Raw genomic sequence first — 22559 nt, 5'->3', positions numbered from 1 at the left:
GAGGGATTAAAGTATGCAAACGATAAAGTCTACACCGTTGTATTATGGAAAATGTCCCGCACGTGGTGATTTTCTGAAAACAAAAGGGCAATATTCATTGATTCAAGTGATTGATCAATGGATTACGGAAGCTTTAGAGCTTGCAATGCGAGAAGAAAATTTTAATCAAGCTTATGAATCATTAGCGCCTTTAGACTTCTTTATCGCAAACCCTAAGGAAAGAATGTTTCTTGCGGCAAATATGGTGACCAGTGAAGACAGTTCTGGTCGTCAATTTCCAATGGTCTTAAGTCAGTTATTAGAAGTTGATCATCCTTTTCAAAACTTACTCTATGCGCCGTTTAAATATAAACCGGTATTGATTGATTTATTTCAAAAAAATCGAAGCATCCGAACCATTCGTGATCCTGAAGTATTGATCAATAAGCTGGGTGAAATTGATCATGAAATACAGGTCTTGCCTGAATTAAAAACGCAGGACTTTTTTGAAAATCATACCATGCATTCATTTGCGCAAATGATGAAGATCACGCCTTATGAGTTGGCGCAAAGTATGCTGGGCTTGGGCTTGTTACTTCAGCCTGTGCTTAAACACGGTACCAGTAAGTTATCTAAGGTACTTATTTTACCAATTAATAATCATAATTATTGCTATGAAATTGCCGCGTTTTGGGTCAACTTAATCGGACGCTTTTTAGAAAAAAGTAATACAGAGATCTTGATTGGTATTCTTCACCAAGAGTCTCCAATTTTATTATTTGGATTCCAAGGGGCAGATATCACGGCTTTAAGTAATATTTTCACTCAAAATATGCAAAATGATCATTGGGTATCTTTGGTCAAACCACTATGGATTGATGCCTATTTGGAACAGAATGCAGGTCTAGCAGCGCTTGAACAGTCTTTATGCGAACGTCAATTGAGTCTGGTTCAAGGCATGAAACTTTTTAGACAAACATTTATAGATGAATAATGATATGAAAAATAAACAAGTCAAAATATTGAAAAAATTTGCGCTTATTTCTAGCTTATTTTGTTCATTCAATGTGTTTGCTGCACCGATTGTGGTTGAAGGTGCTGTGCCGAATGACATGACCAAACAAGCAATCTTGGCGAAATTAAAAGCGGTTTATGGTGATGATCAGGTTGTAGATAAAATCCAAATTCGAGCCGTATCCGCACCAAATGGATGGAGTGATTCGGTTACACGTGTGATTACCCCAGATCTAAAGAAGATTAGCCAAGGTAAGCTCTCTGTACGAGGTACTCAAGTTGAATTGGTTGGAAAAATGGGTGTACAAACTGATATTCAGCCAACCACCAGTTTATTCCAATCCTTAGTTCAGCCACCTTATCGATTTAATTCTCAAATTTCAGTGAATGCTGCTGAGCAATCTGTGATTGATAATGCACTAAAAAATCGAATTATTGAGTTTGAATCTGGCAAAGCCGTACTTACCCCAACAGGTACACAAATCTTAGACGAGATGGTGGTTGCATTAAATAAAGTGCAAGGTAAAAATGTTAAAATTGTGGGTCATACTGACAGCCAAGGTAATCCACAGAAGAATCAGGATTTGAGTTTGCAACGTGCTGAAGCGGTGAAGCAGTATTTAACTACGAAAGGCATTGCACCGACTCGTTTAAGCACAGCAGGTCTGGGTTCAACCAAACCTGTTGCTGATAATGCAACGGATGAGGGTCGTAGAAAGAATCGCCGTATTGAGTTCGATGTTTTATAAATTTTATTCAATAACAAAACAATAAAAGGTAGGCACTATGGCACTTCCATATATCACATTAGGATCACCCACGACAGGTGGGGGAAAAATTATTTCTGCTCAGTCTTCTTTTCTGATTGATGGTAAAGCGATTGCATGTGTAGGCGATAAGGCGACTTGTCCCAAACACAAGTGTGTCGCCAGCATTGTTGCAGGTGATAATCATATGTTGGTGATGGGAAAGCCCGCTGCGCAGCATAATTCACCTTTATCTTGCGGATGTAAATGTATTGGTGATCAGTCATTAACAGTTGGGCAAAATTAAATTGTTTAAAGTATAAAAAAAGCCCCATCATCCTGACGGGGCTTTTTCATATTGGTTCGCTAGGTAAACTCCTGTTCTACCTCACTTCCTGATGTACAGACCGATTATTATTGTTTTACGTCTGGGAAACTTCCTGTTCCCTATGTCAGTAGAATAGGGTATTTGCTTAAACTTACCTAGCCGTCAATGCATGCAAGTGATGTAAGCTAAAGCGTACAATGTGATTTTAGACATTGGCATATTGGATGAGTTTGTTTACCACAGACTTGACTGCTTTATTATCAAACTCATTCCCCTCAAAGGTTTCACTCTTACCACGTTGCCCAATATCTCGCAGTTCAATAACTGCATTGGAGTCAATCATACCAATAAAAGCGCAGACTTGTTTGATTTGATCAATTGAACGTGAACCGTTGGTACCACCATAGCTGACAAAAGCCGAAGGTTTGCGCTGCCATTCTTTATAAACGAAGTCGATGGCATTTTTCAGTACAGGACTATAGCCATGATTGTACTCTGGTGTAATGAAAATAAAGGCATCGCCAGAAGCAACTTTTTTTGCCCATTCTTGCTGTTTGGGCTGATCATAGATTCCTGAGGCGGGTGAGTTTTTCCCAGCAAAGAAAGGCAAATCCCATTCTTTTAAATCTACAATTTCAACATTGAGGGTACTAAAGTCGAGTTTTTGGATTTCTTTAAGTAACCATTCTGCGACTTTGATCGCAACACGGCCATCTCGAATACTGCCCACGATAATTTGGATATTCATTTATTTTCATCTCTATTTTTCTATTAAAACATTATGAGCAATCGAAGTTATAGGTACAGTAGTGATTTGTATATGATTTTAAAATTTTGAGTTAACAATAAGATTGATCAGGATTTGAATTTCAATTTTAATAAGAAAAATTTTTAATTCTGAATATATATGAAAGACGATATTGCATTGATTATGGCTTTACCCAATGAATCTAAAGGGTTGTTTGAGCAAGCAGGTATCACCGTCCACTATAGTGGGATTGGCAAGATCAACGCGGCCTATACTGCATTTGATGTCATTCAGAAAACTGGCTGTAAAACCATATTAAACTTAGGGAGTGCCGGTAGTTCTTTCTTTAATGCTCATGAGTTGATTGAAGTAAAAACTTTTGTGCAACGCGATATGGATGTTTCTCCACTCGGTTTTGATGTGGGGGTTACACCAATGGATGAGTATTTGCCAAGCGAAATTCATTTAGAATCGTATTTTCCACATTTAGCACAGGGTGTTTGTGGTACAGGTGATAGTTTTGAAACAGGAAAACCCAAAGTGACCTGTAATCTAGTCGATATGGAAGGCTACGCATTAGCTAAAGTCTGTAAAAAACTAGATGTGCGGTTGGTTTCGATTAAATATATTACTGACGGTGCAAATGACACAGCACATTTAGATTGGAAAGATAATTTATTATTGGGTGCACAAAAGTTGTTAAAACTATATCAGTCTATTTATTAAAGACTTAGTTTGTGTGAATAATAGAAAAAGTTTAAATTTGAGTCTTGGCGACCATAGAACTCTATGGCCGTTTGCCAAAATAACCAATATGTCTATTGGATGATTAATTGCGCGGTAACACACCATATAAAGTCATATGGATGGTATGTTCAATTGCGCGTTGACACATACTTTTATTACGCAAAGTTTTACCAGTAACCATTTCGATTTGAGTGCTAAAGTCTGCATAATTTTGGGTCAGTGCCCAAATATTAATAATCAACAATTCAGCATCGATTTGATCTGATATTTTACCTTGCGCCTGCCAGTTTAAAATAACTTTGGCTTTGCGTTTAAAGAGCTTTTTAAGCGGGCCTTTTAGGATCGGTAAAATATGTGGTGCACCTTGAATCACTTCTAACGCGAAAAGCTTTGAAGCTTTTGGCTGAGTTCTAGAAATTTCGATTTTGGTCATGATGTAATGCGACAATGCTTCTGTCGGTTCCAATTCTGACTCAAGCGATTGCAACGGTGCTAACCATTTCTGCATAACTGTCGTTAGCACTTCAACATATAAGGCTTCTTTATTTTCATAGTAGTAGAAAATATTGGATTTATGCATATCTGCTAACTGAGCGATTTCATCTAGACTTGCGCCATTGAAACCATAGACAGAAAATACATCTAGTGCAGCATTGAGCAGCTGCTGGCGTTTTTGAGCACTCTTTTTTTGTTCCATCGCATCTTTAATCGAAAAACTGATTATTAAATTGTACGGTAAAATGTTTGATTTGTGCACAGAAAGCAGCATTATTTTGGTATATTTCTGATAAATAATGATGAAGTTTTATTATTAAGTCGATCGTAGATCCCTATTATATAATTTTGCACTAAACTGGAGCAAATCTTATATTAAAATTATGTCAATTATGACTTAATATTTAAATTTTGTGACATTTTTTAGTATAAGGTTAATTTAAAAATTAAATAATCTTAAATAGCATTATTTAATTTTCATTTAAGAAAATGCGCTTGCTTTAAAATATTCAAATTATTTTTAATCAATAGAAACAGTTAAAAACTTTAACATGTTTATGACAGCGAACATTTTCTATGCGATCTAAACATCCAAATCTAAAAATTTAATTATTCAAGATCAGGAACATGTCGCGCAAGGTAAATCTGCAAGGGCAAAAATATTTTGATGCAATACCTTGCGTTGTTGTTCATGTTGCAAGCACAGCGCTGAGAACTTGTTGTTCGAGTTCTGCAAATGCCACCCCTTTTTGACGCGGACGAGGCAAATCGACTTGAAACTGTTGGGCAATATGACCTTTATCCAAAAGAATAATACGATCTGCGAGTTGAACAGCTTCACTGACATCATGAGTAACAAGAATGGTGGTAAAACCTTGTTCTAACCATAATTTTTCAATCAAACTCTGCATCTCTAGTCTTGTTAATGCATCTAAAGCACCTAAAGGTTCATCCAGTAATAAGACCCGCGGTGTATGTGACAAAGCACGAGCAAGCGCCGTTCGTTGACGTTGTCCACCAGAAAGCTGTGATGGCCAAAGTCCAGATTTCTCCTTTAATCCCACCTTTTCTAATAATTGCTCAGCCTTAGAAAATTGGTTTTTGGCTAGACCCAATTGCACATTTTTTAGAATACTTTTCCATGGCAATAAGCGTGGATCTTGGAACATCACCCGAATATCATCTGCAATGATCCCTTCACGGAAATTTAATAAAGATTTAAATTTGATTTCACCATAACTGGGTTGTTCTAAATCGGCAATTAAACGCAGTAGGGTACTTTTACCACAACCACTACGTCCCACAATTGCAACAAATTCACCAGCTTCAATGTTTAAATCTAAGTCCTCAAGAACTTTAACTTCACCATAATATTTATGCAGTTGTTCTATCGAAATTTCTGCACCAATTTTTGCTTGTTCTTCCTCAACAATCTCGGTTGTTGCCACCAAGTCATTGGCATATTGGCTAATGCTTAAATCGGTCATATCAGACTCCTATTTTTGATAACCTGCGTGCCAACGCAATAGGTATTTTTCTAGAAATTGTGCAAATACATCTGCAAGTTTGCCTAAAAGGGCATACAGCAAGATACCCACCAGCACGATATCTGTTTGTAAAAATTCACGCGCATTCATGGTCATATAACCAATTCCAGATTGTGCGGAAATTGTTTCTGCCACAATCAGTAGTACCCAAACCAACCCCAGTGAAAAGCGTAAACCCACTAAAATTGAAGGCATTGCGCCCGGTAAAATAATTTCTTTATAAAGTTGCCATCTGCTTAATCCATAGCTTTTTCCCATTTCAATCAATTGAGGATCAACTGAGCGAATTCCGTGATAGGTATTGATATAAATCGGGAAAAAGACACCGACAGCCACTAAAAATAGTTTTGCAGACTCATCAATTCCAAACCATAAAATAACCAATGGAATCAGGGCCAATGCTGGAATATTTCGGATCATTTGCAAGGTGGTATCCAGTAAATTGGATGCCACTTTTGATGAACCATTAAGTAGTCCTAAAAATAAGCCGAGCCCACCACCAACGAAGAGGCCAAGTAGCGCACGACCAGCACTAACTTTGACATGTTGCCAAAGCTCACCGCTGACTAAAAGTGTCCAAAATGCAGAGACTACCGCTGTCGGTGCAGGTAAAACACGGCTTTCAAGTAGCCCCGTTTTAGAGGCAATTTGCCATATGACTATCAGTAAAATCGGCACAAACCAAGGCAGTAAACGCTGCCCGATTTGTTTAGTTCCACGTGAAACTGCGTTGCTTTTGGTTGGAGCAGCATTTTTAATTATGGCATTCATGCAGGCTCCTGTAACGGTTTTTTATTTTCTTCAGGTGTGTAGTTGTTGGCTACGATTTCACCAAATGGTCCAGTCAAATTAGGTTGTGTGAGTTTCTTACGTGTTTCCAAAGGCAGTAATGGGAATACCAGTTCAGCAAAGCGAATGGATTCTTCCAAATGTGGGTAGCCTGAGAAAATAAAGGTATTGATGCCTAAATCGGCATATTCTTGAATGCGATCTGCAATAGTCTGAGGATCACCGACTAAAGCAGTACCCGCACCACCACGAACTAGTCCGACCCCTGCCCAAAGATTTGGTGATACTTCAAGCTTACTACGATCACCATTATGTAGCTCAGCCATACGGCGTTGCCCGACAGAATCCATTTGTTTAAATTTTTTCTGTGCAGCTGCAATCGTCGCATCATCTACATATTGAATTAGTTCATTGGCAGCTTGCCATGCTTGCTCATTGGTCTCACGAACAATGACATGTAAACGAATACCATAATTAAGTTGACGACCTTTAGTCTCGGCTTTGGCTTTCACCACTGCAATTTTTTCTTTTACTGCAGCAGGTGGTTCGCCCCAAGTTAAATAAGTATCAACTTGCTCAGCAGCTAATTCAATCGCATCTTCAGAAGATCCACCAAACCAAAGTGGTGGGTAAGGCGCTTGAATGGGTGGATAAAGTAACTTAGCATCGTCTACACTTAAACGTTCGCCATGAAAGGTAAATGATTCACCCGTATGTGAGCGTTTTAAAATTTCACGCCAAATCGTGGTGTATTCAGCTGCTGTTTTATAACGTGAAGCATGGTCTTCGTATACGCCATCACCTTTCAATTCTTGCTCATCGCCGCCTGTAACGAGGTTGAGTAAAACCCGACCATTGGATAGTCGATCAAAAGTTGCAGCCATACGTGCTGCAAGCGCTGGTGTTGTTACGCCAGGACGTAACGCAACCAAGAATTTTAGATTTTTAGTCGCATCAATCAAGCTCGCAGCAGTAATCCATGGATCTTCACATGAACGTCCCGTGGGAATGAGTACACCTTCATAGCCCAGATTATCCACAGCTACAGCAATTTGTTTCATATAAGCATGGTCAACTTGGCGAGCACCTTTGCTTGTACCTAAATAACGACTGTCACCGTGAGTAGGAATAAACCAGAAGATTTTCATTTCATTCATCCTTAGAAAAATATTATTTCACTGTCCAAACCGCTTGTTTGATATCTATGCTGTTTGGAATAATTTTGAGTTCGCTAAAACGATTGGCCAGCTGTTGCTGATCTGCAATTACTTTTGCTGAAAGTGGTGCTGCACCAGAAGGTCTTGGGCGTCGCTCAATAAAAGTTTGACTAACTTTTGGTTTTAAACCGGTGCTTTGTCCGATGGCTTGCGCTGTTGCGACACGATTGGCTTGTACCCATTTATCAGCAGTATTAATTTGCTGGATAATGCCTTTAACTGCTTGAGGATATTTCTTTATAAAATCTGGTGATGCCAAATAGAAGGTATAATTCGGACTTAAACCCTGTCCTGAGGCGAGGATACGCGCCTGATCTTCTACTTGTGCAGATGCAAAGAATGGATCCCAAATTGCCCAAGCATCGACAGCACCTTTTTGAAATGCAGCACGGGCATCAGCAGGGGTTAACCAAATCGGTTGAATGTCTGACCATTGCAAACCAGCTTTACGTACAGCTTGTACCAGTAAATAATGCGCACTAGATCCTTTCTGCAACGCAATGCGTTTACCTTTCAATTCATTGAGTTTGGTGATTTTTGAATCTTTAGGCACTAAAATTGCCGAAGCCAATGGCTTGGCTGCTTCATAGGCAATGTAGTACAGCGGTTTATTCGCGGCTTGGGCATATACTGGTGGGGTATCACCAGTGACACCAATATCCAGAGAACCTACAGCAAGGGCTTCTAAAATTTGAGGACCTGCAGGGAATTCATTCCAAGTGATTTTGGCATTTGGGAATTCTTTCTCATACAATTTCTGTTGTTTGGCGATTGCAAAATTAATAGAACTTTTTTGAAAGCCGATACGTAATTCTTTTACCGTTGGATCGATTGCCCACACAGAGGCTGAACCCAGCATTGCGCTACAGATCAACATAGTGGTCATGGCATGAGTCGTTGCATTGAACCATGATGATGTGTTTTGTTGCGCGATTTGCTGGGTCATATTGATGTCCTCTTTAGCGGAGCTGTTGGCGAAATTAGTTTGCTAAAACAGCTGCTTGAATATTGATTTTATTGGGAATAAGTTTTTGTTGATAAAAAGCATCTGCGACATCTTGCTGCTTCTTGACCACATCGTTAGAAATTGGAGTGACACCAAAACCCATACGAGAAATTGAGGTATTCAAAATATCAAGCGGTAAGCCTGTCGGTTTTTCTAAGAGTTTTGCCGCATCAGTTTGATGTTGAGACACCCACTGCGTTGTTGTATTCAGTTCATTGACCACAATTTTTAAAACATCGGGATGTTGTTCAGCGAACTTACGATCAGCCAAATAGAATTGATGGTTATTCACCAAGTTTTGACCTGTCGCAAGGACTTTTGCATTGAGTTGCTTTTCTGCAGCAGCAAAGAACGGATCCCAAATCACCCAAGCATCTACTGCACCTTTTTCAAAAGCGGCACGGGCATCAGCTGGTGGTAGATAGACCACTTGAATATCATCAAGTTTTAAATGATTTGCTTCCAAAACTTTGAGTAAAAGATAATGTACATTTGAACCTTTATTCAAAACTACACGCTTACCTTTTAAATCTTGGACCGATCGAATGGCTGAATCTTTCGGCACAATTAAGGCTTCAGCCAAGGGCGCAGCAGGTTGATTAGCAACATAGACCAGATTTGAGTTTGCAGCTTGGGCGAAAATAGGCGGTGCTTCCCCAGATTCACCAAAGGCGACACTACCAACATTTAAACCTTCTAGAAGTTGTGGCCCAGCAGGGAATTCAACCCATTTAACGTTTACCCCTTTCTCTTTTAAGGCTTTATCTAAGTCACCACGTGCTTTGATGATGGGCAATACCCCATATTTTTGGAAACCGATATTTAAAGTTGTGGTTTCTTGTGGTTTTGAGCATCCACTAAGCATCATGATGGTGGCAAGGCTAACACTAACAAGGGTGATTTTTTTCCACGAAGGTTGAAATAAGCTCGCCATGAGTCACGATGCTCCTATAAAGTCTAAAAAAGGCATGAGCATCAGCTTAAAAGGCTTTGTATTTTCAAAAAAATAAATTTTTAGTGATTACTAATGAAAAAAATAGATAAACAATAAATTGCTAAGGTTATCTGTAAATGAGAAATATAAAGCTGATATTCTATAAAAATATAATATTATAAGAATTTGAAAATTATGATGTTATTTGTGTTATTCAATCGCCATATATAGATTCCATCCTCAAGAATAAGAAAATACTCTGGTGGATGGAATCTATTGAGATAAGCTTAGAAGCAAATGTGATAATTTGTTTAAAATAATCATTTTGATCAATTTTAAGCAATTGATTTTTTAAAGACCATTGAATTACGTTGATAGTTATATAGCGCTTGGCGAGCCTCAGGTAAATCATCAACATTTGCCATTTCAAAACCATGCTCTAAGAACCAGTGTGCGGTTCGCGTGGTTAAAACAAACAGTTGCTGAATACCCATTTGACGTGCATTTTCTTCTAAAAAATGCAGAATTTGGCTACCACGATTAGATTTACGATAGCTTGGATGTACGGCTACACAGGCAATTTCAGCTGATTTGACTTCATTTTCTGTTGAAGGAATCGGGTAGAGTGCAGCACATGCGAGAATGGTTCCATCTCGCTCAATGACGGCAAATTTCTCGATTTCATTTTCTAAACGTTCGCGTGAACGATACACTAAAATTCCTTCATCTTCCAAAGGGCGTAATAAATTAATCAAGCCACCGACATCACCAATATTTGCCATACGAACTTCTTCATAATGTGCATCAGTGATCATAGTGCCATGCCCATCACGGGTGAAGAGCTCTTTGATCAAGGCACCATCATCGCTGTAGGAAAGTAGATGAACGCGATTTACACCTTTTAGCGATGCTTCTTTTGCATTGTGCAAATGTAAGGCGATTTCAAAATTTGAATCTTGATATTTTTCAATATGTTTATCGAGTTGAAGTGGAGTAATTTCACGTTTCAATTGCGCATACTCATCCATTAAGCCTTGTTGATTTCCTAAAAAAATCAATTTATCAGCTTTGATATGAATGGCTGTTTTTGTCGCCACCTCTTCTGCAAGCAAGTTAAATACTTCACCTGTAGTGGAATATCCTGTGGGTCCCAGTAATACAATATTTTGATTACCTAAATGGCGTTGAATGGCTTCAGTATCAATTGTGCGTACTTCGCCAGTGAGCTGGAAATCGACACCATCACGAATACCATATGGCTTTGCTGTGACAAAATTACCTGAGACCACATCAATGCGTGCGCCAAACATGGGTGAATTAGCAAGCCCCATAGATAGTAGTGCTTCGATTTGTAGACGAATAGAACCCACAGCGCTCATGACACAAGGCAATGATTCACGTGTAGTAACACGACGATTGATATGAATAGGACTTTGAATTTTATTGTGAAGCAAATTGGCAGTAATTTGCGGGCGTGCGCCGTGGACCAAAATCAGTCGTATGCCCAATGAATGGAGCAGGGCAATATCATGAATAATATGCTGAAAATTTTCGTGTTCAACAGCTTCACCACCAAACATCAATACAAAGGTTTTACCACGATGAGCATTGATATAGGGTGCAGAGTGACGAAACCAATGCACGTATTCTTGTGTTGTGCTTTGTATTGTTTCTAAACTGTCGGTTTGCATGCCTATCTCAGTATTGATGATTGCTATACCGCGATTCTAAACAAAAATAGCGTAAGAATAATAGAGTCTGCTAACAATTCGTCTATGTTTGCGACTATGCGACTTTTTAGGTGAAACAACGCACGAAATACGAAATATAGTTATTCTAAATGATGAGAAACATCTTTCGCAATGTAACGTCGTCACGGCAAAAAACGCTAGTCCCCATTGCTGTGCCTTGCGCGCTGCAAACAAAGCAATGCTTTGTTCTTGCTCAGGTTGTAGCTAAAATGATCTCAAGTTTCATGTTTTATGACGTTTATGTCTCATGCTCGATTATATTCGACTACACAAGCCATTTATGAAATGTCAACAGACGCTATTGAATAAAAAAAGCACTCGAACGTGGGAGGACGAGTGCGAAAGGGTATATTAATTTTACGATTCACTTTGGAATATTGAGTTAAAAGCCAGATATTTTAACGATTGCTGTTCATCGAAATTACACATTCTAATCTTTCATTTTGAACAATTTACTGATGATATTTGGCTTTTCTATTTCACTCAATAATTAATGCCTTCACATTAAATCTAATCGTAAAATATAGAGAAACTATGGAGATATAAATGAAAGTATGTGTTTTATTTATTTGTTGAATCAATTAGGTTTTAAGCAGATTCTCAAAATATGAAAAAACCCAAGCTAACTTGGGTTTGAAACTTAAAATATAGCCATTAATCAATCACGCGAATAATACGATTATTTCGCTCATTTACGAGCACATAGTCACCATTCACTTTGTACCATTGCTGATATCTTCCAGGTTTAGGTAACTGGCGGTAGTTTTTATAATTGACATGATAGCGCGAAGAATTGAATTGAGTCGGGAAGTACTGCCCTGAGCGCCAGCGTTGATTCGAATTTACGCGGTTGTCATAATGATTGTTTTTATTCCAACGATTGTCATATTTATGATCCCAATGGTTTTGTTGATAGCGCTGGTTATCATTTCGATGATAATCATGGGGTGCAGCGATCGCCGATGTTGCAATAAAAGCACTCATTGATAAAGCTAGTGTGGTTAAGATATTTTTCATTTGATACACCTGAATTGAACTTTTGTCCTTTGATGTAATCAAATTACTCAATCATTTGAGATAAACAGTGAGCATGGTTTAGGTGAATTGTGAAATGTATGAAGACTTGATGAAGAGACATATTGGCATTTTCTTTTCACAATTAAAAAAGCCCAAAAATGAATTTGGGCTGTAAATCTAGCAGTTTAGATATTATCGAATGACACGAATAATATGATGGTTGCGTTCATTGACCAGTACATAACGGCCATCTACTTTATACCAACGTTCAAATTTAGCAGGTTGATGCAGATTTTTGTATGTCCGATAATCATTCACGTAATATCGATTGTCCTGATAACGATCAGGTAAAATTACACCCTCTCGCCATTCAAATTTTTCATGTGATGTAGCAGGACGATGATCACGCCCATGATCCCAGTTGGCCATTACCGAAGTTGTAACTAAGGCACTGAGTGATAGTGTGATTGCGCTTATAACCTTTCTCATTTGATTCGACCTTTTAAGACGGATAGTTTATCCGATCATTCAAACTACAATTTAAGTTAAGATAAAAAATGGAGAAATATCATTCGATTGTCAATTTTATGGAGGTTTCTAGAGTTTTTTAAAAACAGAGTGTAAAAACTGAAATTTAGGCAAAAAAAAGCTCAAACAAAAAAGGTGTTTGAGCCTATGAAAGCAAAATATTTAAAAAACTACATCCCTCGGATATTCACAATATTATTATTATCTGAATCGACCAAGATATAGTCATTGTTAATCTTATACCACTGTTGATTACGCGAAGGCTTTGGAAGGTTTTCGTCTTTATAATCAACTTTGTAACTATTACCACGATAATGCTGTGGCATTACATAACCCATTTGCCATTTGTGCTGTTGCAAACGTTTTACGCCACGTTCTTCACGTTCACGACGTTGTTCTTGAATGTTGTCATCATCATTACCACGATCACGATGATTGCGTCCACGATCTCCACGTTCGCTTTTGCCACGATCAAAACCATTGTCATCGTCAAAATGAGGACCTGCACTGCTGATCTGAGCCGTCAACAGTGTTGATAAAGAGATGGCGATGATCGCTAAAATCTTTTTCATAATCGTCCTCGCTTATTCAATATGTTTATTTTGACCTCACTAATGTACTGCTAAATTGCAGAGAAACTGTGAAGAAAGTTCAGTTTTTCATTTAAAATGACAGACATAATAAAAACATATTTATATAAAAGTGAAAAGGATTATTGCAAAGCTTTGGCCTGTAATGCATTGCAGCAAATTTTTTTAAGCGGAATAGGTAACTAAAAAATGTAAATATTTATGAAAATATACTTAGAGAGATGACTCCGCTATAAATTCAGCATGAAAGATTAAGACCACTGCTGATTCATCTCCTTTAAGCAATTGATTGCTTTGATAATATCTTTTGCTTGATGCGCATCATCTAAGGCCTGAATAAAATGATTTGGGAGCTGTAATTGTTCGATAGAGCGAATCATCTCCACTTTATGTTTTAAATCTTTCATAAAAAACGCCTCAAATTGATCTGTTTAACTTGAGTAACACTATAGAAGAATCCTTGTTATTTAAGAAACTGAATAAAATTATAGTTTTTATTGGGTAAAACGATTTTAATATAAGTCTTTATAATATTTTTAGTTTGACTCTATGATCAATAGTTTAAATGGAAGATCTCTTATGATTTTCTCCACACTTCGAAAAGCGTGGAGAAAGAAAGATGGAGCTAATCCTGTGCGTCAATACTCTCACCATTCAACGCAAGGCTATCATCTCCCATGAGGTAGAGATAAGCAGGCATGATGGCTTCAGGTGATGGTAAAACCTTTGGGTCCTCATCAGGATAAGCTTTGGCACGCATAGCGGTACGGGTCCCACCTGGGTTGATACAGTTATAACGAATATTTGGATAAGTATTTTCTTTGGCAAATATTTTACTGACCGCTTCAATCGCAATCTTTGAAACCGAGTAAGCACCCCATTGCGCACGTGCTTCACGTCCTACACCAGAGCTAGCGAAAACGACTGATGCATTTTCAGATTTTTCCAGTAAAGGCAGTAATTCTTGGGTGAGCACAAAAGGTGCACGTAAATTCACCGCCATGACATCATCCCAGATATCTTCTGAATAATGTGCCAACTCAACACGCTCTCCTAAGATTCCAGCATTATGCAAAATACCATCTAAGCGACCAAATTGTTGCTCTAGAGTATCAACAAGCAGTTCATAGTCACGTGAAGAGGCAGTAGAAAGCTGCAAAGGAAGAATGGCAGGTTGGGGGGCACCAAGTGATTCAATTTCATCATAAATGACTTCAAGTTTATTGAGCGTGCGACCATGTAACACGACTGTTGCGCCGTGTAAGGCATAGCTGAGCGCAGCAGCACGTCCAATACCGTCTCCCGCACCCGTAATGAGGATAATTTTATCCTTCAATAAATCTGGGCGAGGTTGATATTCTGAATACTTCATGGGAGACCTCCTATAATTGTTATGATGTAATTTAGGCTTTTGACGCAATGTCCTGACCATATAAAACAATGTTTCTCATCATTTAGAATGATTAAATTTTTTACGGCTTAGCTTGCACTGTTGGAAATGCACTGCTCATTATAAATAAGTGAACTGCCAACCAGCCTATGTTCTATATAAAAACATTGAAACATCATATTCAAGATGTTTCAGTGTTACTTATCATGTTGTTAGGTAAATTGTATGATTTTTTGGGATTTAAATATCTACAAGTTTTCGAATAACTTGATGTAATTCATTAACATTCCCTACGATACAGTCGGCTTGCCAAGCATTTAAATCATCTTTGTACTGTAATGGTAAATAACCATAAGCTGCGAGAATTGTATACATTTGTGCATTACGTCCTGCATCAATATCTCGCGGATGATCACCCACATAGATACATTGTTCAGGTGCAATATCAATTTGCTTTGCTGCTAGATACATTGGCTCTGGATCTGGTTTGGTCTGAGTGACATCTTCAGGGCACACCAGAACAGCGCAACGTTGTGTGAGGTTCAATGCGTTCAATAATGATTCACTTAACCAACGTGGTTTATTGGTCACAATACCCCATGGGATTTGCTGGCTTTCTAACTCTGCCAGAAGAGGATACATACCAGCAAACAGATCTGTGTCTACAGCAATGTCATCACCATACAGATCTAAAAAGCGTTGACGATGTGCTAAAAAAATCGGATCATCCACTTCAAGCTCTGGATAAACCAGTTTTACCATTGCGCGTGCACCCTCAGAAACCTGAGTACGGATCAAATCCGCATCAACCACTGCACGTCCTTCTTCTCGACACATATTTTGAATAATACGGATAAAGTCTGCAGCCGTATCAATCAATGTCCCATCTAAATCAAAAAGAACAGCTTGCATCAAACACCTTCATTCACAGTATAAACCATGTAATTCACATCAACATTGGGCGCAAGCCAGTAATGCTTTGTGAGTGGGTTGTAGTGTAAGCCGGTCATATCTTTAAGTTTTAAACCTGAGTTACGAATGTCATCAGCAAGTTCAGACGGTTTAATAAATTTATGATAATCGTGGGTGCCTTTTTTCAATAAACGTAATACATATTCCGCACCAATAATTGCGAATAAATAAGACTTTGGATTACGATTAATTGTTGAAAAAAACACATGACCATTTGGTTTAACTAGCTTTTGACAAGCTTGGATGATAGAAGCTGGGTCAGGAACGTGTTCCAACATTTCCATACATGTAACAATATCGTATTGCCCTGCTTGTTCTTCTGCGAGTTGCTCCACAGGGACTTGGCGATATTCAATATTTTGAACATTTTCCTGTTCAGCATGTAAGCGAGCGACATTCAATGGTGCTACACCCATGTCAATACCTAAAACATTGGCGCCACGACGTGCCATACTTTCAGCCAAAATCCCACCACCACATCCTACATCAAGAATCTTTTTACCTGTAAGACCGTTGGCATGTTCATCAATCCAGTTTAAACGCAGTGGATTGATTTGATGTAAAGGTCTGAACTCAGAGTGTTGATCCCACCATAAAGCAGCAAGCGCTTCAAATTTAGCAATTTCCTGTGGATCAACATTAAGTTGCGACATGCCGGGCACCTCTAAGTAAATTGTTTTAATCAAAAATTAAGTTCAGTTATGCTAGTGTTTGTTAACACTTCGTCTATTTATGAAATATCAACAGACCCTAGTGTAACCATAAATCCAAAAAAAGCGATGAATCGTGTAAAAAACTTCACAGAAGGAAAACGATTTTCCCATATTTGTTTTATAGTGAATGCATAAGCTATACGAGATGACGACGAGGACAATAAAGTCAATGAAAAAATTTATTTTAGGTGGCATGACTGCCATGGTAATGGCATTTTCTGCAAACGCCATGGCTGCTGATTTTGTTGCAGGTAAAGATTATACCGTGGTGCAAAATCCAGGAAAAGTTTCTGTTCCTGGTAAAATTGAAGTGCGTGAGTTTTTTTGGTATGGATGCCCTCACTGCTTTACATTAGAACCGCATATGCAAGCGTGGTTAAAGAAAATCCCTAAAGATGTCAACTTTATTCGTACCCCAGCAGCGATGAATCCATTATGGGAGCAAGGTGCTCGAGCATATTATGTGAGTGAGGCATTGGGTGTACGTAAGCGTACGCATTTACCTTTATTCCATACCAATCATGCAGGTAATCAGCAAGTTCTACAAAAAGATGCTTTTGCTAAATTCTTCACTCAGTACGGTGTGCCTGAGGCGAAATTTAACAGCATGTATAGCTCTTTTGCGATTACTGCAAAAATTGCTGAATCAAATCAATTGGCACAACAGTATCAGCTTTCAGGTGTTCCTGCTGTTGTGGTAAATGGTAAATATGTGGTTCAAGGTGAAGACGGTAAAGTGACGCAAGTCCTTGACTATCTCATCAATAAAGAACGTAAAGCCAAATAAGCTTTTATGTTTTTAAAACCCGCAATTGCGGGTTTTTTATTGCGGGTGATATAGAGGCGAGTTTGGGAGATAAATTAAGCTCTATCTTGGTCCCAATTTTCGATGCCTTTAAAAATTAAGCGGATTTGCGTCACCGATTGTTTTTTAAGGACCATTTTTTGCAACTCAAGCTCTATGCCAGAGTATTGTCGAGATAAGTTGATCCATGACATTGCCCAAGTAAAAGATAAATTAATCAAAATATTGGTGATCACTTTTAAATCATTTTCATCATGAAAATTTGCGATAACTTCAAACTTTTTTAACGCGTTGGCAAGATCATCATTCAGGAAGTCAATTTCACGGGAAATGGCTTTACGCACCACTTCCGAACCGCCCCAACGTTCCGCAATCATAAAAATCCACTGTTGCGAGCTGCTGTCTACCGCCTCAAAAAACAGCACCATGCTGGTTTTGGTTTTCGCTTCAGGATGTGCTAGGCCTTTGCCTAACTGGTGTAAGACATTCTTTAAATAAAGCGCAACTTGATCCACCAGTTCTTTCCCCAATTCATCCATATCTTGGAAATGGCGATAAAACGCTGTTGGGACCAAACCGACTTCACGGGCAACTTCTCGCAAACTGATACTCGAAAATGAACGACCTGAAGTGCTTAAGGTTAAAGCAGCATCAAGTAAAGCCTGACGGCTTTGCTGTTTTCGTTCATCGCGTATCGACATTCTGGTATCCAAAGATTTTTGTTGTGATGAGTCTATCAAAAATAAAAACAAATTAAACGACGAATGTCAGTGTACAGGTGTTGACTGAATTTAAAAAATGATTATAGTGTACATATGTTCACTAAAAGAACGTTTGTTCACTCAATAAATAGCAAGCACAAAGAGGAACGTCACATGAGTAGCTATATGCAGTATCAGCCAGAATGGGTTCGTGAGGATTTTGTCGATTTTATCGCTGAAAAAATCAATCCTGTTTGGGCTTGGAAAAAGGTAAAAGCCACGATTATTAAAACTCGTGCATTAAGCCCTGATTTTTATCAAATTCAATTACGTCCAAATCGTAATTTTAAGCATCAACAGTTTAAAGCGGGACAATCTGTTCTTGTAACTGTTGAAATTGCGGGTGTACGTCAACAACGTAGTTATTCTGTGGTTAAATTTTTGAATAATGGCGATATGATCATTGCTGTAAAACAACAGGGTAAAGTCTCCAATGCGCTGAGCCAAATGGCTTTTGGTAGCATTGTTGAACTGTCACAAGCTCAGGGTGATTTTGTTTTAGCTCCCGATGCATCGCCATTGTTATTGATTGCGTCAGGCAGTGGAATTACCGCAATCCATTCATTATTGCTTGAAGCACTCAAAGATTCAAATCGTCCAATTGATTTAATTTATTTTAGTCGTGATGAGGCTTTTCATGCAGATCTAGAACAGCTTTATCAGCAACATTCATTGTTGAATTATCACTATATTCATACCGCGCAACAAAAACAGCATTTAACTATCGAGTTATTGGAAAGTTTGGTTCCTGATTTCCAACAGCGTCAAAGCTATGCGTGTGGTGCTCGTGCAATGATGCAAAGCATCAATCAAATTTTTCAAGATTTGAATATTGCAGATCGTTTGAAACAAGAATTTTTCCAGATCGCTGTAGATGAAACTTTAGAAGAACAACCCGTGGTGTTTTTGCGTTCACAACAAGAATTTGCTGCGAAATCAAATCTTCTTGAAAGCGCTGAACAAGCGGGATTAAAGCCAACTCATGGTTGCCGTATGGGGATCTGCAATACTTGTACATGTACTAAAGTGAGTGGTTCGACCAAAAATATGCTGACAGGAGAAATTGACCATGCTTCAAATACACAGATCAAATTGTGTATCAGCCAAGCAATAAGTCCTGTGGTTATTAATCTGTAAATTAAAACAATCATTTAAATAAATTTAAACAACTTCTCGGTCTGTTGAACCTAGGCGTAGGAAGTTGTACCTAAATTCAGCTAAGGCTTCTAGAAATGAAGCGCTGAGGAGCAAGACAATGAATATGTCAGTTACTTTTCCAAACAGTAAATCGAAACATTTAAACCCAGAGCAAACCGCAGAGTTTGGTCGCCGTGTTGATGAAATCCGCCGTGAAATCATGGACAGTTTAGGTGAACAAGATGCCAAGTATATTTATAAAATCCGTAATTTTGTCCGTTATAGTGAAATTGCTTCACGTGGTATGTTGATGTTTGGCGGATGGATTCCACCTGTTTGGGTGGTGGGCACAGGATTGTTGGGCATTTCCAAAATCGTGGAAAATATGGAGTTGGGTCATAATGTTATGCATGGTCAATTCGATTGGTTAAATGACCCAAGTTTGAATGGTGCAAATTACGACTGGGATACCATGGCAACAGGTGATGATTGGAAATACACACATAATTATGTGCATCATACCTATACCAATATTGTGGGTAAAGACCATGATGTGGGTTATGGTTTACTCCGTGTTAGTGAATCACAGAAATGGGAACCGCGTTTTTTGTTTAATATTCCTTTAGCGATTCAATTGATGGTGTTTTTTGAATGGTATGTTGGCTTACAAAATTTACATTTGGAAGATGCGCTGATTTATAAAACAAAAACTTGGAAGCAGGTTTGGGCAGATGCTGCAAAATTTCGTAAAAAAGCCCGTCGTCAAATTCTAAAAGATTATGTATTTTTTCCTGTGATTGCAGGACCCAATGCTTTACCTGTTTTAGCTGGGAATGCCATTGCTAATGTGATTCGCAGTTTGTGGTCTTCAGCGGTGATTTTTAATGGTCACTTCACTGAAGATGCAGAGACTTTTGAAGCAGATAATGTGGAAAATGAAACCCGTGCTGAATGGTATTTACGTCAGATTCGTGGTTCTAGTAATTTTACTGGAACAGACTGGTTGCATATTTTAAGTGGGAATTTAAGTCATCAGATTGAACATCATTTGTTCCCTGATATGCCTGCCAATCGTTATTCAGAAGCTGCTCCAAAAATTAGAGCTTTATGTGCGGAATATGGCATCAACTATAATGAAGCAGATTTCATGAAACAGTTTGGCAGTGTATGGGTTCGTTTAGCCAAATGCTCTTTGCCAAATAGTTTAACAACCACCATTACTCAGTCTTTACAAAAGTTGAAGGGTATTTTTGCTTAAACAAAGTTTTTGCGATGTGTAAGCATTGGTGTTGCTGAGGTACTTATTTTGCTTCATTCAACTTGTGCAATAGCTGTTTAAAATAGATCATCAATTGTTGTTAGAAGAACCTTATTGAGTTAGATAAGGTTCTTCTATTGCTTTTAAAGTGATGTTTAAATTCAGTGATTTTTAATTTTTTGTATAAGCTGTGCTATGTTGATTTTAGAATCTTTTGAAAGTACTTAATCAATATATGCACTTCATTTCAGCCATCCCTTTAAGCGAACATCCGATTAGCGGATGCGTTCATGATGCAAATGGTCACTCAAAATCATTTCCTATTCTTGCAATTGACAATATTCCGCTAAATATATGGATACACGGAAATACTAATATCATTGAACGTGCAGATAATTTAGTCCCAGCACAAGGATGGCTATATGATTATGAAGATAATAAAGCCTTAAGTAATGCTTGGAAGCTTCTTAAACCTGAATTTTCTGAATATGGTGCTGTCTCAACGGTTGTTCCTCTTTTAGTTTGTCCCGATGATTTAGATCTTGGATGTAGTGTCATCATGGTAGAGCAAGTCGTTACTCAAACTGAAGTCAAGTGGATTCGGTTTGGACTAGCATGGGGATATATACATGATGTTATAACATCTGTTATTTGGGAAAACCCTTGTTCCGTCCCCACTCTGACATTCAGTTTTACTGAGTTTGAACAAGCGTATAATCACCTAAAAGACTTAGATAAAACTTGGAATCAAGATAGTCTTTAATATATGCATTTATACAGCCTTTAAGTATCAACAAGTTGTTGTCGCTTACGCTGATAAGCATCATTTAAATTTTTGGCTAAATTTCGAAAATTTTAAAACGTGGTTTGTATATCTATCTTTTTGTATAGACGTTTATTTAAGTCACCACATATAGATTTAGCGAGCAATTTCAAAAACCACCATCTTGTAACAAAACCATCTCTCTTGGATCTGTTATAATAAGTCGCAATATTTTTTGAATCCCATAAGGACAAGCTATGCGTATCGACCAACGTGCATTAGATCAATTACGTGAAGTTAAAATTACCCGTAACTACACCCGTTATGCGGAAGGTTCAGTATTGGTTGAATTTGGTCATACAAAAGTGCTGTGTACTGCAAGTATTGACAATTCAGTGCCACGTTTCTTAAAGGGTCAGGGCCAAGGTTGGGTGACTGCGGAATACGGTATGTTGCCACGTTCTACCCATACACGTAGCGACCGTGAAGCTGCTCGCGGTAAGCAATCTGGTCGTACTCAAGAAATTCAACGTTTGATTGGTCGTAGCTTACGTGCAATGGTGGATTTGAAAAAATTGGGTGAAAACACCATTACCATCGACTGCGATGTGATTCAGGCAGATGGTGGTACACGTACTGCTGCAATTACGGGTGCTGCGGTTGCATTAATTGATGCTATGAATGTACTTCTTGAGAAAAAGAAAATTAAGCATGATCCATTAAAAGGGCTTGTTGCTGCGATTTCTGTCGGCATGTATCAAGATGAAGTATTGCTTGATCTTTGCTATGAAGAAGATTCTAACTGTCAAACAGACTTGAATGTGGTGATGACTCAAGCAGGTGAGTTTATTGAAATTCAAGGGACTGCAGAAGAAAAACCATTTACCCGCGCTCAGTCCAATGCAATGCTTGAAATGGCTGAAAAAGGTATTCAGGAATTGGTAAAAAAACAACAAGAAGCGCTTGGTTGGTAATTCTAAAATATTGATATATTTTTATAAACAAAACGCATCTTCGGATGCGTTTTTTATTGCATAAAATTGTTTTAACCTAAGTCGCTTATTTATAAATTAAAACAAATATTTGATATTCATCATTTTTTAAAAAATATTCATCAAACTGCCATAAAAACTTCACTCTAGCGTCATAGCAGTTGTATTGACTATCCCTACCTTTATTTCATGGATAGGACAATGCGAAATTTTTTGCTGATTTTAGTGACCAGTCTGAGTGTCTTACTCAGTGCTTGTAATGATGATAATGAAAGCTCAACGACGAATCCACAGCCACCCGCTGCTTGTAAAGTACATTGCGCACCATAATA

Annotated in this window: 25 protein-coding genes and 2 pseudogenes; 11 read left to right on the top strand and 16 right to left on the bottom strand. The window is 38.2% G+C overall.

The window, feature by feature from the left end; translation table 11 throughout:
- Positions 1 to 13: 13 nt before the first annotated feature.
- The 4 genes and pseudogenes from tagF to AC4CUY_RS20605 all read left to right on the top strand — a co-directional run.
- A pseudogene (gene tagF, locus AC4CUY_RS20620) lies at positions 14 to 410 on the top strand (type VI secretion system-associated protein TagF); the annotation flags it as partial.
- A 71-nt stretch (positions 411 to 481) separates the two neighbouring features.
- A pseudogene (locus AC4CUY_RS20615) lies at positions 482 to 973 on the top strand (type VI secretion system-associated protein TagF); the annotation flags it as partial.
- Positions 974 to 977: 4 nt separating this feature from the next.
- A complete protein-coding gene (locus AC4CUY_RS20610; protein ID WP_419328489.1) occupies positions 978 to 1742 on the top strand; it encodes an OmpA family protein in 765 nt (254 codons plus the stop codon).
- A 37-nt stretch (positions 1743 to 1779) separates the two neighbouring features.
- A complete protein-coding gene (locus AC4CUY_RS20605; protein ID WP_004723549.1) occupies positions 1780 to 2046 on the top strand; it encodes a PAAR domain-containing protein in 267 nt (88 codons plus the stop codon).
- Between the two features lie 226 nt (positions 2047 to 2272).
- Here AC4CUY_RS20605 and AC4CUY_RS20600 read toward each other — a convergent pair whose 3' ends face one another.
- Positions 2273 to 2815, bottom strand: coding sequence for an NADPH-dependent FMN reductase (locus AC4CUY_RS20600; protein WP_336953843.1), 543 nt, complete (start codon positions 2813 to 2815; stop codon positions 2273 to 2275).
- 159 nt (positions 2816 to 2974) lie between these two features.
- Here AC4CUY_RS20600 and AC4CUY_RS20595 point away from each other — a divergent pair, with 159 nt between their 5' ends.
- A complete protein-coding gene (locus tag AC4CUY_RS20595; protein WP_490774626.1) occupies positions 2975 to 3541 on the top strand; it encodes a 5'-methylthioadenosine/S-adenosylhomocysteine nucleosidase family protein in 567 nt (188 codons plus the stop codon).
- 103 nt (positions 3542 to 3644) lie between these two features.
- On the opposite strand, the gene AC4CUY_RS20590 is transcribed toward AC4CUY_RS20595, so the two are convergent.
- The 14 genes from AC4CUY_RS20590 to ubiG form a co-directional block, all read right to left on the bottom strand.
- Positions 3645 to 4259: a TetR/AcrR family transcriptional regulator gene (locus AC4CUY_RS20590; protein WP_016539535.1), complete on the bottom strand. Its 615-nt coding sequence runs from the start codon at positions 4257 to 4259 to the stop codon at positions 3645 to 3647.
- Positions 4260 to 4746: 487 nt separating this feature from the next.
- Positions 4747 to 5544, bottom strand: coding sequence for an ATP-binding cassette domain-containing protein (locus tag AC4CUY_RS20585; RefSeq protein WP_336953841.1), 798 nt, complete (start codon positions 5542 to 5544; stop codon positions 4747 to 4749).
- 9 nt (positions 5545 to 5553) lie between these two features.
- Positions 5554 to 6375: an aliphatic sulfonate ABC transporter permease SsuC gene (gene ssuC / locus AC4CUY_RS20580; RefSeq protein WP_336953840.1), complete on the bottom strand. Its 822-nt coding sequence runs from the start codon at positions 6373 to 6375 to the stop codon at positions 5554 to 5556.
- Positions 6372 to 7541, bottom strand: a complete 1170-nt coding sequence (ssuD, locus tag AC4CUY_RS20575) for an FMNH2-dependent alkanesulfonate monooxygenase (protein WP_336953839.1) — start codon at positions 7539 to 7541, stop codon at positions 6372 to 6374. The genes ssuC and ssuD overlap by 4 nt, the downstream gene beginning before the upstream one ends.
- A 22-nt stretch (positions 7542 to 7563) precedes the next feature.
- On the bottom strand, positions 7564 to 8496 hold the full coding sequence (locus tag AC4CUY_RS20570; RefSeq protein ID WP_336953860.1) for a sulfonate ABC transporter substrate-binding protein: 933 nt from the start codon (positions 8494 to 8496) through the stop codon (positions 7564 to 7566).
- 94 nt (positions 8497 to 8590) lie between these two features.
- Entirely contained in the window at positions 8591 to 9550 is a 960-nt protein-coding gene (locus AC4CUY_RS20565; protein WP_336953838.1) for a sulfonate ABC transporter substrate-binding protein, read from the bottom strand.
- A 335-nt stretch (positions 9551 to 9885) separates the two neighbouring features.
- Positions 9886 to 11241 carry an amino-acid N-acetyltransferase gene (gene argA / locus AC4CUY_RS20560; RefSeq protein WP_336953837.1) on the bottom strand — a complete coding sequence of 452 codons (1356 nt, stop codon included), beginning with the start codon at positions 11239 to 11241 and terminating at the stop codon, positions 9886 to 9888.
- Positions 11242 to 11955: 714 nt separating this feature from the next.
- The gene (locus tag AC4CUY_RS20555) at positions 11956 to 12318 is read right to left on the bottom strand and encodes an RcnB family protein (RefSeq protein ID WP_336953836.1); all 363 of its coding nucleotides are present in this window, start codon (positions 12316 to 12318) and stop codon (positions 11956 to 11958) included.
- A gap of 192 nt (positions 12319 to 12510) precedes the next feature.
- Positions 12511 to 12807, bottom strand: a complete 297-nt coding sequence (locus tag AC4CUY_RS20550) for an RcnB family protein (protein WP_336953835.1) — start codon at positions 12805 to 12807, stop codon at positions 12511 to 12513.
- A 209-nt stretch (positions 12808 to 13016) separates the two neighbouring features.
- Positions 13017 to 13418 (bottom strand): RcnB family protein, encoded by a 402-nt coding sequence (locus AC4CUY_RS20545; protein WP_336953834.1) that lies wholly within the window; start codon positions 13416 to 13418, stop codon positions 13017 to 13019.
- A 269-nt stretch (positions 13419 to 13687) separates the two neighbouring features.
- Positions 13688 to 13843 carry a hypothetical protein gene (locus AC4CUY_RS20540; RefSeq protein ID WP_336953833.1) on the bottom strand — a complete coding sequence of 52 codons (156 nt, stop codon included), beginning with the start codon at positions 13841 to 13843 and terminating at the stop codon, positions 13688 to 13690.
- A gap of 218 nt (positions 13844 to 14061) precedes the next feature.
- Positions 14062 to 14808 (bottom strand): YciK family oxidoreductase, encoded by a 747-nt coding sequence (locus tag AC4CUY_RS20535; RefSeq protein ID WP_419819816.1) that lies wholly within the window; start codon positions 14806 to 14808, stop codon positions 14062 to 14064.
- A gap of 258 nt (positions 14809 to 15066) precedes the next feature.
- Entirely contained in the window at positions 15067 to 15741 is a 675-nt protein-coding gene (locus AC4CUY_RS20530) for an HAD family hydrolase (protein WP_336953831.1), read from the bottom strand.
- Positions 15738 to 16451: a bifunctional 2-polyprenyl-6-hydroxyphenol methylase/3-demethylubiquinol 3-O-methyltransferase UbiG gene (gene ubiG, locus AC4CUY_RS20525; protein ID WP_336953830.1), complete on the bottom strand. Its 714-nt coding sequence runs from the start codon at positions 16449 to 16451 to the stop codon at positions 15738 to 15740. The genes AC4CUY_RS20530 and ubiG overlap by 4 nt, the downstream gene beginning before the upstream one ends.
- Before the next feature lie 229 nt (positions 16452 to 16680).
- On the opposite strand from ubiG, the gene AC4CUY_RS20520 reads away from it, so the two are divergent.
- Positions 16681 to 17298 (top strand): thiol:disulfide interchange protein DsbA/DsbL, encoded by a 618-nt coding sequence (locus AC4CUY_RS20520; RefSeq protein WP_336953829.1) that lies wholly within the window; start codon positions 16681 to 16683, stop codon positions 17296 to 17298.
- Between the two features lie 74 nt (positions 17299 to 17372).
- On the opposite strand, the gene AC4CUY_RS20515 is transcribed toward AC4CUY_RS20520, so the two are convergent.
- On the bottom strand, positions 17373 to 18017 hold the full coding sequence (locus AC4CUY_RS20515; protein ID WP_336953828.1) for a TetR family transcriptional regulator: 645 nt from the start codon (positions 18015 to 18017) through the stop codon (positions 17373 to 17375).
- 174 nt (positions 18018 to 18191) lie between these two features.
- Here AC4CUY_RS20515 and AC4CUY_RS20510 point away from each other — a divergent pair, with 174 nt between their 5' ends.
- The 5 genes from AC4CUY_RS20510 to AC4CUY_RS20490 all read left to right on the top strand — a co-directional run bounded on the left by AC4CUY_RS20510 (position 18192) and on the right by AC4CUY_RS20490 (position 22557).
- Entirely contained in the window at positions 18192 to 19214 is a 1023-nt protein-coding gene (locus tag AC4CUY_RS20510; protein ID WP_336953827.1) for a ferredoxin reductase, read from the top strand.
- Positions 19215 to 19332: 118 nt separating this feature from the next.
- Complete coding sequence (locus tag AC4CUY_RS20505; RefSeq protein WP_419328491.1) at positions 19333 to 20472, top strand: fatty acid desaturase family protein; 1140 nt, start codon at positions 19333 to 19335, stop codon at positions 20470 to 20472.
- A 235-nt stretch (positions 20473 to 20707) separates the two neighbouring features.
- On the top strand, positions 20708 to 21235 hold the full coding sequence (locus AC4CUY_RS20500) for a hypothetical protein (RefSeq protein ID WP_166783564.1): 528 nt from the start codon (positions 20708 to 20710) through the stop codon (positions 21233 to 21235).
- Positions 21236 to 21492: 257 nt separating this feature from the next.
- Positions 21493 to 22209 (top strand): ribonuclease PH, encoded by a 717-nt coding sequence (gene rph / locus AC4CUY_RS20495; protein ID WP_004723527.1) that lies wholly within the window; start codon positions 21493 to 21495, stop codon positions 22207 to 22209.
- Positions 22210 to 22428: 219 nt separating this feature from the next.
- On the top strand, positions 22429 to 22557 hold the full coding sequence (locus tag AC4CUY_RS20490) for a hypothetical protein (protein WP_262087376.1): 129 nt from the start codon (positions 22429 to 22431) through the stop codon (positions 22555 to 22557).
- The last annotated feature ends 2 nt before the right edge of the window (positions 22558 to 22559 follow it).

This window comes from Acinetobacter sp. 778_lipA (assembly GCF_058242985.1).
Note: the sequence above shows the minus strand (reverse complement) of the source record. Positions and strands in the feature narration are given on the sequence as shown.

Coding starts and splice junctions, on each gene's coding strand:
- AC4CUY_RS20610 (WP_419328489.1), top strand. CDS start 978: ATGAAAAATAAACAAGTCAAAATATTGAAAAAATTTGCGCTTATTTCT.
- AC4CUY_RS20605 (WP_004723549.1), top strand. CDS start 1,780: ATGGCACTTCCATATATCACATTAGGATCACCCACGACAGGTGGGGGA.
- AC4CUY_RS20600 (WP_336953843.1), bottom strand. CDS start 2,815: ATGAATATCCAAATTATCGTGGGCAGTATTCGAGATGGCCGTGTTGCG.
- AC4CUY_RS20595 (WP_490774626.1), top strand. CDS start 2,975: ATGAAAGACGATATTGCATTGATTATGGCTTTACCCAATGAATCTAAA.
- AC4CUY_RS20590 (WP_016539535.1), bottom strand. CDS start 4,259: ATGGAACAAAAAAAGAGTGCTCAAAAACGCCAGCAGCTGCTCAATGCT.
- AC4CUY_RS20585 (WP_336953841.1), bottom strand. CDS start 5,544: ATGACCGATTTAAGCATTAGCCAATATGCCAATGACTTGGTGGCAACA.
- ssuC (WP_336953840.1), bottom strand. CDS start 6,375: ATGAATGCCATAATTAAAAATGCTGCTCCAACCAAAAGCAACGCAGTT.
- ssuD (WP_336953839.1), bottom strand. CDS start 7,541: ATGAAAATCTTCTGGTTTATTCCTACTCACGGTGACAGTCGTTATTTA.
- AC4CUY_RS20570 (WP_336953860.1), bottom strand. CDS start 8,496: ATGACCACTATGTTGATCTGTAGCGCAATGCTGGGTTCAGCCTCTGTG.
- AC4CUY_RS20565 (WP_336953838.1), bottom strand. CDS start 9,550: ATGGCGAGCTTATTTCAACCTTCGTGGAAAAAAATCACCCTTGTTAGT.
- argA (WP_336953837.1), bottom strand. CDS start 11,241: ATGCAAACCGACAGTTTAGAAACAATACAAAGCACAACACAAGAATAC.
- AC4CUY_RS20555 (WP_336953836.1), bottom strand. CDS start 12,318: ATGAAAAATATCTTAACCACACTAGCTTTATCAATGAGTGCTTTTATT.
- AC4CUY_RS20550 (WP_336953835.1), bottom strand. CDS start 12,807: ATGAGAAAGGTTATAAGCGCAATCACACTATCACTCAGTGCCTTAGTT.
- AC4CUY_RS20545 (WP_336953834.1), bottom strand. CDS start 13,418: ATGAAAAAGATTTTAGCGATCATCGCCATCTCTTTATCAACACTGTTG.
- AC4CUY_RS20540 (WP_336953833.1), bottom strand. CDS start 13,843: ATGAAAGATTTAAAACATAAAGTGGAGATGATTCGCTCTATCGAACAA.
- AC4CUY_RS20535 (WP_419819816.1), bottom strand. CDS start 14,808: ATGAAGTATTCAGAATATCAACCTCGCCCAGATTTATTGAAGGATAAA.
- ubiG (WP_336953830.1), bottom strand. CDS start 16,451: ATGTCGCAACTTAATGTTGATCCACAGGAAATTGCTAAATTTGAAGCG.
- AC4CUY_RS20520 (WP_336953829.1), top strand. CDS start 16,681: ATGAAAAAATTTATTTTAGGTGGCATGACTGCCATGGTAATGGCATTT.
- AC4CUY_RS20515 (WP_336953828.1), bottom strand. CDS start 18,017: ATGTCGATACGCGATGAACGAAAACAGCAAAGCCGTCAGGCTTTACTT.
- AC4CUY_RS20510 (WP_336953827.1), top strand. CDS start 18,192: ATGAGTAGCTATATGCAGTATCAGCCAGAATGGGTTCGTGAGGATTTT.
- AC4CUY_RS20505 (WP_419328491.1), top strand. CDS start 19,333: ATGAATATGTCAGTTACTTTTCCAAACAGTAAATCGAAACATTTAAAC.
- AC4CUY_RS20500 (WP_166783564.1), top strand. CDS start 20,708: ATGCACTTCATTTCAGCCATCCCTTTAAGCGAACATCCGATTAGCGGA.
- rph (WP_004723527.1), top strand. CDS start 21,493: ATGCGTATCGACCAACGTGCATTAGATCAATTACGTGAAGTTAAAATT.
- AC4CUY_RS20490 (WP_262087376.1), top strand. CDS start 22,429: ATGCGAAATTTTTTGCTGATTTTAGTGACCAGTCTGAGTGTCTTACTC.